This is a genomic window from Tamlana sp. 2_MG-2023, assembly GCF_030548465.1.
Lineage (GTDB): Bacteria > Bacteroidota > Bacteroidia > Flavobacteriales > Flavobacteriaceae > Pseudotamlana.
Genome location: NZ_JAUOSF010000006.1, coordinates 36,032 through 49,535 on the forward strand (window position 1 = coordinate 36,032; position 13,504 = coordinate 49,535).

General features: G+C 36.5%; 8 protein-coding genes and 1 pseudogene. 6 read left to right on the forward strand and 3 right to left on the reverse strand.

The window, feature by feature from the left end; genetic code table 11:
- Positions 1–20: 20 nt before the first annotated feature.
- Both Q4566_RS11425 and Q4566_RS11430 read left to right on the forward strand, forming a co-directional pair.
- A complete protein-coding gene (locus tag Q4566_RS11425) occupies positions 21–938 on the forward strand; it encodes a type IX secretion system membrane protein PorP/SprF (RefSeq protein ID WP_303421264.1) in 918 nt (305 codons plus the stop codon).
- 11 nt (positions 939–949) lie between these two features.
- The gene (locus Q4566_RS11430; protein WP_303421265.1) at positions 950–2,947 is read left to right on the forward strand and encodes an OmpA family protein; all 1,998 of its coding nucleotides are present in this window, start codon (positions 950–952) and stop codon (positions 2,945–2,947) included.
- 85 nt (positions 2,948–3,032) lie between these two features.
- On the opposite strand, the gene Q4566_RS11435 is transcribed toward Q4566_RS11430, so the two are convergent.
- From Q4566_RS11435 to ffh, 3 genes and pseudogenes are all read right to left on the reverse strand, one after another.
- Complete coding sequence (locus tag Q4566_RS11435; protein WP_303421266.1) at positions 3,033–3,908, reverse strand: bifunctional 5,10-methylenetetrahydrofolate dehydrogenase/5,10-methenyltetrahydrofolate cyclohydrolase; 876 nt, start codon at positions 3,906–3,908, stop codon at positions 3,033–3,035.
- Between the two features lie 100 nt (positions 3,909–4,008).
- Positions 4,009–4,383 (reverse strand): annotated as a pseudogene (locus Q4566_RS11440) (four helix bundle protein).
- Positions 4,384–4,443: 60 nt separating this feature from the next.
- Complete coding sequence (gene ffh / locus Q4566_RS11445) at positions 4,444–5,772, reverse strand: signal recognition particle protein (protein ID WP_303421267.1); 1,329 nt, start codon at positions 5,770–5,772, stop codon at positions 4,444–4,446.
- 310 nt (positions 5,773–6,082) lie between these two features.
- On the opposite strand from ffh, the gene Q4566_RS11450 reads away from it, so the two are divergent.
- The 4 genes from Q4566_RS11450 to Q4566_RS11465 all read left to right on the forward strand — a co-directional run bounded on the left by Q4566_RS11450 (position 6,083) and on the right by Q4566_RS11465 (position 13,468).
- Positions 6,083–7,723, forward strand: a complete 1,641-nt coding sequence (locus Q4566_RS11450; RefSeq protein WP_303421268.1) for a DUF1800 family protein — start codon at positions 6,083–6,085, stop codon at positions 7,721–7,723.
- 3 nt (positions 7,724–7,726) lie between these two features.
- On the forward strand, positions 7,727–9,355 hold the full coding sequence (locus Q4566_RS11455) for a DUF1501 domain-containing protein (protein WP_303421269.1): 1,629 nt from the start codon (positions 7,727–7,729) through the stop codon (positions 9,353–9,355).
- A 24-nt stretch (positions 9,356–9,379) separates the two neighbouring features.
- The gene (locus Q4566_RS11460) at positions 9,380–10,141 is read left to right on the forward strand and encodes a DUF5050 domain-containing protein (RefSeq protein WP_303421270.1); all 762 of its coding nucleotides are present in this window, start codon (positions 9,380–9,382) and stop codon (positions 10,139–10,141) included.
- A gap of 528 nt (positions 10,142–10,669) precedes the next feature.
- Positions 10,670–13,468 carry an Ig-like domain-containing protein gene (locus Q4566_RS11465; RefSeq protein WP_303421271.1) on the forward strand — a complete coding sequence of 933 codons (2,799 nt, stop codon included), beginning with the start codon at positions 10,670–10,672 and terminating at the stop codon, positions 13,466–13,468.
- Positions 13,469–13,504: the final 36 nt, after the last annotated feature.

Here is a 13,504-nt window from a genome sequence, read left to right on the forward strand (position 1 = left end):
CTCGAACAAAATAATATCATATGAAATTAAAAAATAAAATAACACTAAGCGCTTTGATGTTCCTCTTTACCATCTTGGGGTATGCGCAGCAAGATCCTCAATACACGGATTATATGTTTAACACGATGATTGTTAACCCCGCTTATGCTGGATCAAGGGGACACTTATCCCTACTCGGACTCTACCGTTCGCAATGGGTGGGGCTTGATGGTGCACCAAAAACACAGTCTTTGAGTGTCGATTCCCCTGTTGGCCGAAATGTGGGCTTAGGACTTTCCATTGTCAACGACGAGTTGGGGCCTTCAGATCAATTTAACTTTAACGCCAACTTTTCATATACTATTAATTTTTATGATAATAAACGGCTATCTTTTGGTGTAAATGCCGGAGGTAAATTATTGAACATCGATTGGAGTAAAGGTAACTTTCAGGAGAATGAAAACATTTTTCAAGAGAATATTGTTAATGAATTTTTACCAACCATTGGTGCTGGTGTTTACTTTCATTCTGAGAAAAGTTATGTTGGTCTTTCAGTACCTAATTTTTTAACCAACCAATATTATGATGGAGTGCAAAACGCTGTGGATACTGAAAAATTACACTTTTATCTTATAGGTGGTTACGTATTCGACTTAAGTTCTACTGTAAAATTTAAACCTGCTTTTTTAGGTAAATTTGTAACTGGCGCTCCCGTTATTGTAGATTTATCGGCTAACTTTATGTTTCATGAAGCCTTTCGTTTAGGTGTTGCTTACCGTTGGAATGATTCTGTAAGTGGCCTAGTTGGTATGCAAGTGAGTCCTAGATTAATGATTGGTTATGCCTATGATTACACCACAACTCCTTTACAAGATTTTAACACTGGAACCCATGAAATCATGCTACGTTTTGAGTTAGTATCTAAAGACAAGCAATTAAAATCCCCTCGATTCTTCTAAAAAACTACTCTATGAGAAAAATAATTACACTATTCATATTCTGCTCCATAACATGCGCTTTTGCTCAAGACAGTAACACTCAAAAGGCAGACCGCTTGTTTGATAAAATGTGGTATAAAGAAGCAGCGGTGCTATATGAAAAAGAAGTACAAAAAATAGAAAATGGAAAACCTGTAGTAAGTCAGGAACAACGTCAAGAATACTTTAGAGTATTAAAACGTGCTGGCGACGCCCATTATTTCAATACCGATATGGAAAATGCTTTCCGTTACTATGATGATTTAGTATCGAAATTCAATACCGAAGTTCCTGCTGAATATATTTTTAGATATGTACACACATTGGAAGGCACCGAAAAATATAGCGATGCGAAATATTGGATGAAAGAATTTGCAAATCGTGCTGAAGCCAACGACGATAGATCGGAAGAATTTAGTCAAGCTAAAGTAAAAATTGAAGATATTTTAGCCATTGAGCCTCATTTTCTGCTAAAAAACCTATCAATTAACACCAAATTTTCAGATTTCGGAGCCATGTATTACAATGGTCAATTGGTATATTCATCAGCCGATTCTTCTAATTTTCACACCCGATTATATCAGTGGAATAAGCAGCCCTATCTAAACTTTTTTATAGGAAACTTAGATCAGATACAATCTGACGCCACTAAAGTTGGTGAGTTTTCAAAAGATCTCAACACCAAATATCACGAAGCTTCTATAGCCTTTTCACCAGATGAATCGGTGGTATACTTCACAAGAAACAATTATGATGGAAAACTTGGTCGTGACGGAAAAGGCACAAACAATTTAAAAATCTATCGTGCTGAACATAAAAAGGGAAAAGACAGCCTTTACGGGTGGAAAAACATCAAAGAACTTCCTTTTAATAGCGATGACTATTCCGTAGGTCATCCTGCAGTAAGCCCTGATGGTAAAAAACTTTATTTCGTATCTGATATGCCAGGAACCATAGGCGGCACCGATATTTTTGTTGTTGATATTTTAGGTGACGACGACTATGTAGAATTTTCTAAACCTAGAAATTTAGGCGAAAAAATAAATACACCTGCAAGAGAAATGTTTCCGTTTGTTACTGAAAACGCCCTCTTTTTTGCTTCCGACGGGCATTTAGGCCTTGGTGGGTTAGATGTTTTTGAAAGTATAATTAAAGACAGTACGTATCAAAAACCAACAAATTTAGGAGCACCTTTAAACAGTGATTTAGATGATTTCAGTTTTATTATTAATGAAGAAACCAACAGAGGTTTTGTATCATCTAATAGACTTTCTGGAAAAGGTGACGACGATATATATTCCTTTATTCGTGAATCAATTACTTGTGAACAACTCATTCGAGGTCATGTTGCTAATACCGTTACCGGAGAAACTATTTCTAGTGGTAAACTGGTTTTATGTGGTGAAAACGGTACCGTATTAGATTCTACTTTAACCGATTTAAATGGTCGTTATAAATTCGACAGAATTTTACCTTGTGCGACGCACTACAATATAGAAGTTTCAAAGGAAGATTACGAACCACGTGACAAGGCGGTAATTACACTTGCTCAATCTGGTGAAACCATCGTACCTTTAGGTTTAGCCCACAAACTAATCGTGAAAGAAGATGGTTTACTAAAAATTAAGATTAATAATATCTATTTTGATTTAGACAAATCAAACATTAAACCAGGCCAGGCCACCGATGAGCTTAATAAAATAGTTAAGATCATGAACGAGTATCCTAAAATGCACATCAAAATTGAATCTCATACCGATTCACGAGCTAGCGATGCTTATAACTTAGCCCTTTCAGACCGCAGAGCGAAATCTACCAGAGATTATATCATTTCTCAGGGTATTGAAGCGAATCGAATCGAAAGCGCCATAGGTTATGGTGAAACACAATTGCTTAATAAGTGCTCAAATGGTGTGCCTTGTACTTCAGAAGAACATCAGCTCAACAGAAGATCTGAATTTATAATCTTAAAGAGAATTACAGAGGATTAAAACTATTACAAGAATCTATAAAGGTAAAAAGCCTTATAAATCGAGATTTATAAGGCTTTTTTAATATCTAATATTATACCATTTACTAACTACGAATCTCTCGTGCTAATAAAGTATTTTTAAGTAGCATAGCAATAGTCATTGGTCCTACGCCTCCAGGAACTGGCGTAATATAACTTGCTTTTGGGCTAACGCTTGCGAAATCTACGTCACCAGCTAATCGATAACCTCTTGCCTTAGTTTCATCAGCTACACGTGTAATTCCAACATCAATAATAACCACACCATCTTTAACCATATCGCCTTTTAAGAATTCTGAAATCCCGATAGCAGCAACAATAATATCAGCTTGTTTTGTGATTTCAGCAAGATCTTTAGTACGACTATGAACAACGGTTACTGTAGCATCTCCAGCTTTACGTTTCTGACTCATTAAAATACTCATCGGACGACCAACAATATGGCTACGTCCCATAACTACAACATTCTTTCCTGAAGTTTCAACCTCATAACGTTCTAATAATTCTAAGATACCGTATGGTGTTGCAGGTAAAAAGCTAGGTAAATCTAAAGCCATTTTACCAACATTCGTTGGATGAAATCCGTCAACATCTTTATCGGCATCAACAGCCATTAAAACTTTTTGCTCATCGATGTGTTTTGGTAAAGGCAACTGCACAATAAACCCATCAATAGCATCGTTGGTATTTAATTCATGTATTTTCTGTAACAATACAGCTTCCGATGTATCTTCAGGCAAATCAATTAAAGTCGATTCAAAACCAATTTTTTCACAAGCCTTAACTTTAGCATTTACATAAGTCATACTCGCCCCATCAGTTCCTACTAAAATCGCAGCAAGATGAGGTACTCTTCCTCCATTTGCTTTAATTTCTGCTACTTCAACAGCAATTTCTTCTTTAATATCGTTACTCGTTTTTTTTCCGTCTAAAATGATCATATTTATAAGTTTTTCAGTCGCAGTTCGCAGTCGCAGTGCTTACTCTTACGGTTTTTTAGTTTTCAATCGCATAGATTACTTTTGCGATACTTTGCTTTAATTATTGTTCAATTTTAACTCCGAACTTTCTCGGGTTATTAATCATATAGTTAATTAGTTTTCCAATCTCTTTACCTTGCGATAAAAGTTGCAAACATTCCTTTTCTGTCATATACCCACAAGCTGTTGCAAAATCTATCCAAGTATTTGTTTCAGAGTTTTCAGCATCAGCATCTGTTAATTTACTAATAAAATGTTTTGGATAAGAACGCTTACGATACGCTTCAGCTATGTTTGCACAAACCGACCTAGAACTTCTTCATATTTGATCTGTTAAAGAATAGGTCTCTTCTTTAGGGAAACACTTTGACTTGTTAAAAATCACCATCGATAAATCGAATGCCTTCTTGTATGCCAATAATTCTTTATAATCCATAATTCAACTGCAAACTGAGACTGAGACTGAGACTGAGACTGAGACTGTAAACTAACTATTCTACCTCATGTTCTTCATCATCTGCATCATCTTTTTACCGCCACCACCTTGCATCATCTTCATCATTTTGCTCATTTGGTTGAATTGCTTTAAAAGTTGATTGACCTCTTGTACTGAAGTTCCAGAACCTGCACCAATACGTTTTTTTCTACTGGCATTAATAACTGATGGATTGGCTCGTTCTTTAGGTGTCATTGAATGAATAATAGCCTCAATACCTTTAAAAGCATCATCATCAATATCGATATCTTTCATCATTTTCCCAGCACCAGGAATCATCCCCATAAGGTCTTTCATGTTCCCCATTTTCTTGATCTGCTGAATCTGACTTAAGAAATCGTCAAAACCAAATTGGTTCTTTGCAATTTTCTTTTGAAGTTTTCTTGCTTCAACCTCATCAAATTGTTCTTGAGCACGTTCAACTAAGGAAACAACATCCCCCATACCAAGAATACGATCGGCCATACGTGACGGATAGAACACATCAATGGCTTCCATTTTCTCACCTGTACCAATAAACTTAATTGGTTTATCAACTACAGATTTAATAGAAATAGCTGCACCACCACGTGTATCACCATCTAATTTCGTAAGGATTACCCCGTCAAAATTCAAGACATCATTAAATGCTTTTGCTGTATTGACAGCATCTTGCCCCGTCATAGAATCTACCACAAATAAAGTTTCTTGTGGTTGAATGGCCTTATGGATGTTCGATATTTCGGTCATCATCCCCTCATCAACGGCTAAACGACCAGCGGTATCAATAATCACTACATTATGTCCATTTGCTTTCGCATGGGCAATCGCCGCTTGAGAAATAGCAACGGGATCATTATTCCCTTTATCACTAAAAACCTCAACACCAATTTGCTCTCCAACAACGTGCAACTGATCAATTGCCGCAGGACGGTAAACATCACAAGCTACTAATAAAGGCTTCTTAGTTTTTTTATTCTTAAGATAATTAGCAAGTTTACCAGAAAAGGTCGTCTTACCAGACCCCTGTAAACCAGACATTAAAATAATGCTTGGTGTTCCAGAAAGATTAAGTCCCTCGGCATCACCTCCCATAAGTTGGGTTAACTCATCTTTTACAATTTTCACCATTAATTGCCCCGGCTGAAGCGTTGTTAAAACGTCCTGACCTAGTGCCTTTTCTTTAACAGTTTGGGTAAATTGTTTAGCGATCTTGAAGTTAACATCGGCATCTAAAAGCGCACGTCTTACTTCTTTTAAAGTTTCAGCAACGTTTACTTCTGTAATACTCCCGTGCCCTTTAAGAACGTGTAAAGCTTTATCTAATTTATCACTTAAATTATTGAACATAATACTCTTGAAATTTTAAGAACTGCAAATTTAGTAATTTGATGTGTAAATATTGAAGTTTGGAAGGCTAAAGTGCGTAATAAAACGTATTTAGAAAAACACCAAGCCTACAACCAATACTTATGATTATTTCTACACTTTTTTTGACTCTAAAAAATAAAACCACAATTATATCGTTAAACACGCCGCTGCAAAAGCAACTTTTTATAGATGAAATACCAGAAACTTAGCTGAAAACGATCTATTAGTAAATAAAAAGCTACCTTTAGCAAAACGAACCAACAACCAACATTTTATAAAATAAATAACTATGGCGTCCCTAAATCCGCTAAATAGTTCTTTAGACCTAAGAAAAGCGAAACATTTACTTAGGCGAACTACGTTTAATTACTCCAAAAATCAGTTAGACAATTTTATTGGCATGACACCCGCCAATATGCTAAACACTCTAACCGCACCAACAACGAATACTTTAGCCGAGCCTTATGATCCGCTTCCAACGGAAAGTCCGGATGGCTTTTGGACCTCGTCAACAGCAGCACCAGATTCTTTTGATAACGACAGAAGAAAGCGCGGACTCGTAGCAGGCTGGTGGTGGCACAATGCGATGAGTGAAACCAGTTTGAAGCATAAATTATCTTTTTTCCTTCATACCTGCTTTAACGTAGCCAAAGATGATGGTGCCGGACCTTCTGCATGTTATTATGATTACCTAAGGCTACTTGATTTTTATGCCTACGGAAACCTTAAAACGGTGGCTAAGAAAATCACGATGGACAATGCCATGTTGGTTTATCTTGATAACACGAGAAACAATAAAAGTAATCCGAATGAAAATTACGCCCGTGAGTTTTTTGAGTTGTTTACCATTTTAGAAGGCGAACAAATAGGCGAAGGCAATTACACCAATTATACAGAGGAAGATATTCAGCAAGCGACTCGCGTATTTTCTGGATATAAATTTGATGAAACCCGTAGTTATATAGACCCAGACACGGGTATTCCTACAGGGTATATCAATTTTGAATTACATGATACCGAAAGTAAAACCTTTACTGAAGCTTTCAATAACACAACCATTACAGGAAAAGGCACGCCAACAGAAATCTTAGATGAGCTAGGAGAATTTGTTGATATGGTATTTGCGCAACCTGAAACCGCCAAAGCCTATTGCCGCAAATTATACCGCTATTTTGTAAAAAGCACCTGGAATGAGGAAGTTGAAAACGATATTATCGCCCCTTTAGCTGAGCAGCTAATAGCCAATGATTACGAAATTTTACCGGTGGTAAAGACACTGCTTTCTAGTCAGCACTTCTTCGATACCGATGATAGTGACAATAACGACGAAATTATAGGAAGCATTATTAAAAGTCCGTTACAATTACTTTCTGAAATATGCGCCATGTTTCAGGTGGTATATCCTGATCCAACAACAAATTCATTAACCTACTACAACGAATTTTTCTATAGATTTTTACACAATACATATTTTGTTTTTTCCGGCACCAACTTGTTTAGTCCCGAAGAAGTTGCAGGGTATCCCGCTTATTACCAAGAACCACATTACGATAGAAACTGGTTTTCATCAAATACCATTATTGGGCGCTACCGTCTTATAGAAAGTTTAATTTCCGGAGAAAACATGATTGCCAATGGCGCTATTTATGCATCATTAGACACGGTATTATTTGTGAAAAATAATATTCCCAATGCTAGTGACCCCAACTTACTCATTACTGAAATAGCTGATTTACTCTACCCGGAATCTATAGACACTGATCGAACAAATTATTTTAAAAGTTATTTGGTTGATGAAGAATTTCCTGATTACTACTGGACTGGCGCTTGGAACAAATATTTAAGCTCTAACGATAGTACTACGGTAAAAACCCGATTAGACGCTTTAGTAACTGCTATGGTAAATGCAGCCGAATTTCAATTAATGTAAACTATGAACAGACGTAATTTTATAAAACTTTCGGCTTCAGCTTCTGTTATTGGATTAACACCTTTACAATTACAAGCAGCCTTAAAAACATTCACCCCTTATTTTGATTGTCCCGATATTTCAAACCGAAAACTGGTATTAATAAATTTAGCTGGTGGTAATGATGGTTTAAACACCGTTATTCCTTTAAATCAATACGACGCTTACAGTAATTTACGACCAACAATAAAAGTTCCTATTTCAGGAACCAACAAATACATTACGCTTGATAGTTCCTTACCCGAAAACCAACAAGTAGGCTTACACCCGGCTCTTAAAGGGATGAAATCATTATACGATAAAGGTTGGATGCGTGTTTTGCAATCAGTTGGCTATCCGAGTCAGAATAAAAGTCACTTTTCTTCCACCGATTTATATTTAACCGGTAACGATGGAAACAGTTTATTAAACGGAAGCGACACCGGCTGGATGGGCCGTTTTATGGAACGTTATTATTCCGATTTGGTGGTAGAACCCTTCCCCTTGGGTATACAAATTGGTTCTAACAAAACCTCACTTGGGTTTCATGGTGAAGATGCACACGGTATATCTATAAACCTGACTAGACAAGATCCTGCTGGTTTTTATTCAATTTTAAATGGTTTAGGAGGTGCACCGCCTTTGAATATCCCTGATTCCGATTATGGGGACCAATTAAGATATTTAACCAACACCGACTCATTAACGAATACCTATGCGAAATCAATTTCGGCAGCCTTCGATAAAGGAAAAAATAACGTCAGTTACCCTGATACAGATTTATCCAATCAACTAAAAACCGTAGCGCGATTAATAAGTGGCGACTTAGAAACCAAAATCTACATGGTACGTATTTCTGGTTTTGACACCCACGATTCACAGGTACAAGATTTAGGTAATATTATTGGTAAACACCACGAATTACTATCAAGTTTATCCGATAGTATTGAAGCTTTTATCACCGATTTAGAATCTCAAAAACTAGCTGAAGATGTGGTAGGACTAACCTTTTCGGAATTTGGCAGAAAAGCAAAAGAAAACGGAAACTTAGGAACCGACCACGGAGAAATTGCTCCTATGTTTGTCTTCGGAAAACCAGTAAAAGGAGGTGTTTCAGGTACGAACCCCGATTTAAGCGAAGCTACTAGTCGGAATAATTATCAAATTAAAACGGTGCAATATGATTACCGACAAACCTTTGCAACCCTACTGCAAGATTTTATAGGTGCTGATAATGCTATCATTGATGGGACGTTTTTTAATAACTCTTTACACCAGAGTTTTAACGAACTAAAAATAGACGATTTAGTAAAAAATGTCTACAACGTTTCTAAGGGTTGTGTACCGCTTACGAGTAATCCGCTTGGCGAAGACAAGAAATGGTTGATTTACCCAAACCCTTTTAAAGACCTGGTTAATATAACCGGTGTGCAACGCGTTGAAAGTATTTCATACCGTATTTATAATGCTTCTGGAGTTTTATTATTAGAAAAAACTGACCTTGTTGACGAAGGCAAAGTGACTCTAAATTTAAGTCATTTTAGCAGTGGTGTTTACCTGTTTGTCATTCTTTACGGCGGCGAAAAAGAAGTTCATAAAGTCGTTAAAATATAAATTTATAAATCGAACAAAACCTATATGAAGAATTTCAAAACCTTATTCTTTGTCTCTTTGGTATGTATTTTACTAACCGCTTGTAATAGAAATGAACCTGAATATTCTGGATTGCCTCAAGAGGACATTGATGTTACTACAGAATACAAATGGTGGATTTTAACGCATAAAAACTACCAAAAACCGGGTATCTATCTTTTTAATGAAAATACCGGAATGCTAGAAGTTGAACTGAAACTGCCAAAAGCATTACAATCACCACATGCGCTTGCCTATGATGGTGAATCCCTTTGGGTTGGTGGTATTGGCGAAAACGAATCGCTTTACCAACTGAACCCGGAAACTGGCGATATTATTTCTGAAATCCCGAATATCATTACTGAAGGCATTGCTATACAAGATAATTTCATTTATTACTCCAGTGAAAACGCCATTCATAAAATAAATAAAAACGGCAGCTTTATTGAAACTATTGAAACAGAAAATACAGCCTTAACGATTTCTGATATTGCAATTGATGAAAACAGCTTGTATTACTTACGCTATTCTGAAACGGCTCCTATTGTCAAATTGAATTTAGACAGCAAGTCTGAAACACCTCTAGAAACTATAGAAACTTCAGGAACCTATTGTTTATCATTTGTAGACAATAAAATTATAACCGTATCCAATCTTAACGAAATTAACCAAAACAACGCAAGAACTGGAGAAATCTTATCAAGTGCGCCAACAGGATTTGAAGGCTGGATTACTGCAATTGCACTTTACCCTATTGATATAGAATAATGAAAAGCATTAAGTAAAGTAATAACCTTAATTTTTGCTAATTTCTTAATTTAAATTGATATGATTCCAAGTAATAGTATCACGTCTTCTAATATTCCTGTCTGAAACAAAATAGACCTGCAAAAAAAATTAAAATAATTCTTTCTGATCCGACCTATAGATTCGCTCCAACCTTCACGAACTGTTTCTTTTAAAATATCGTGAACATCTATACGGTACCTGTTCATTACCCAAAATAGCTTTTTCTAAACTGAAAAGGAATACGTTCAAGTAAACTACTACACTAACATTGAACCCAATAAAGCTATTGTATAGTAAATATTAAGCATAAAAAAAACTTAATAAAGTTATTGTAAAGCTAATTACCCAACTAAAAAACAGGTCTTTGCATAGGTTTGTGATTCCTATTATTGTCATGACCAATACATAGTAATCAACTAAAAAGTAATAGTTAAACAGGTGATTTCAAATTACAGAGTTTACCGCATAAAGCTATTGCACATTCATAACTAAATTAAATACACAAAAATGAAAACGACCTTACCCAAAATCTTTTTTCTACTAACCTTTTTACTGGCTGGACAATTGTTTTCGCAATCGCTTGGTTACAATAACCACAGAATTGCTATTAGTGCCGATGGAAATAACCAGCCCGATAATCACCCCGAAGCCGAATGGCCACGTGCCGACCCTGATGACTGGGGAGGAACTCCCGCTGCTTTAGCTATGATTGCTAAACTGGAGTTAAAACACAGGCTCGTACATTACTCTTATAATAACTTTATTGACGCCCCTAAGCACACAGACCAAACCAATTATATGGGCGATGGCGTAAATGGCGCCATACAACGATGGGACTTTGATAGTACTGTTTTTTTCGATGTTCCAGAGAATCCTTCTGTGGCAATAAACCACTTGGCTGGTGAAATCGAAAAATCAACAGCAGACGATCCTTTGTATTTTATTCATATGGGACCTTCCGAATTCTTTTACCTCGCTGTTAATAAAGCAATAGCCAACGGAAAAATAGAAGCATTAGCCCATGTGCAAGTAATATCGCATAGTGGATATAACGACAATCACTTACGCAGAACAGCACACCACTCCATGCAACAGACTATTGATTTAAGTGGCGGTCGTATAAAATACAAGAAAATTTCAGATCAAAACGCTTGTGATTCTCCTGCAATAAAATGGTGTTCTAATACCGATTTTTCTCCTTATTACTGGATGCGAGATCATGCCGACCAAAATATTCAATGGTTGTACTCCAGGCTACAATTCCACCCGGGAGGAAAAGGTGCCGATATATCGGATGCCGGAATGGTGTACTATTTAATTCTTGGAGATGAAGAAGGGAATCCTAGTAAATTAGAAACATTAATTGGGGATGGTATTGCAAATAGCACGAACACTACCGGTTGCGTAGATTTTAACTTCAATGGCGTGCAAGATTTCGAAATGAGTAAAATAGGAAACTATGAAATAGCGTACAAAGACACTAGTAGAAACGCTATAGCCGTAGATGCAAGCCTTTACGAAGATAAATTTGGCGCTACACAAAAAGTATTTGAAGGACCGACAGGTGTTTATGATGTAACCCTAACCACTTTAACAGAAGAAGACGGGGAAAGCACGTATCGGTTTCGGATAGACAATCAATTAATAGGATCGTTTCAAAATCCGGTGGCAACCACCGACATGGAACCATACACGCATGTTTTTAGAAATGTTACCCTAACCCAGGGGGCGGTTTTTCAAATTGAATCCAACACACATTCTAACGGAACCGTTCCCGAAGGAAATGGTTTTGCATGGGCTAGAGGAAGATGGCGATCTATAGATTTTCAATGTTTAAATGTCGCAGCGCAAACCTGTATTTTGGAGGATAAAGACGGTTTATTTGTTTTTGAAGCAGAACGGTTTACTTTAAATGGAAATTGGAAATTAGGTACAGATAACGAAAAAGCATCTGGCGGAAAATACATTTATTATGATGGACCAAACTCCTATGCAACAGTGAACCATCAAAACGACATTTCCTATAGCTTTAATATAAAAACCCCTGGCACGTACACCTTTAAATGGACCATGAGACAACCGGAAGGAGAAAGAGGATCGGATTTAGGAAATGATGCATGGTTTTATTTTTCGAATGATATTGCAAAAGCTGGCGCAGATGTATTAACAGAGTTTTACAAGTTTGTTGGACGTAGTGACGACGATTTTACCTTAAATGGCGCATCCGACATCAACCATAAACAATCCTGGGTAAATGTAACTTTTCCTAGCGCTGGAGAATACACTCTTAATTTAAGTGGTCGTTCTCACGGGTTTCAATTAGATAGAGTTGTACTCTACAATAGCCGACAATTTGACGCGGTACCAGCAGAAATTGCTCAAATTTCTGAAACCTTAGCATGTACTGCTGGCGGAGGGCCCCTAGTGGATCCAACATCAATTACTTTAACACCAAACCCTTTAGTAATTCAGGTAGGGACATCAAGGAAGTTAACTACCAAAATGCAACCATTTAACGCAAACCCAGAAGTAACATGGTCTTCTGCCGATACTTCAATTGCTACAGTAGATGACCAAGGAAATGTAACTGGAGTAAAGCTAGGAACAACAACTGTCACTGCAAAATCAACTGCCGACAACAGTATTTTAGGTACTGCTAACATAGACATCCTTGAAACTTTATACCAACCCTCTATTAAATTTGATGACGCAAATAAATATACCACTACCACTTATTATTCTGAAGGAGAATTAGTGGTAAATGTAGAATTTCATGCTGGATCAGGAAACACGGTGTTATCAAATGGAGATCAAGGTATAAAATACTGGCTACGTCATTTAGATAAAGGATGGGTTCTGAAAAATGATTACTTAGGAAATGATGCGAGTGTAATTGGTATGGAATCTGGCACCTCAACAGCTACTATTTCTTTAAAAGACGCTATACCAACGGCCGATTTAGAAGATGGAGATTTTTATTGGTTATGGGTTAATTTTTTAACTAGTGATGGCAATAAACAAATTGAAGCTCAACTAACAAACATCCAGATACTGGATGCTCAATTAAAAAACACTAACTTAAACCTTCAAGACAATCTTGGTGTTTATCCAAATCCTGCCAAAGACATATTACATTTTAATGGTAATTTTAATAATCAAGAAGCCATTATTTACGACATATATGGAGCCGTAGTATTAAAAATGGCTATAGATGGATCTAATCAATCTTTAAAGGTCGATAATTTAAGTAGCGGACTATACTTTCTACACATAGGAAATTCAATTACAAAATTCATGAAAGAATAATTAGATAGTATCTCCTAAAAATCATTAATTCAAATC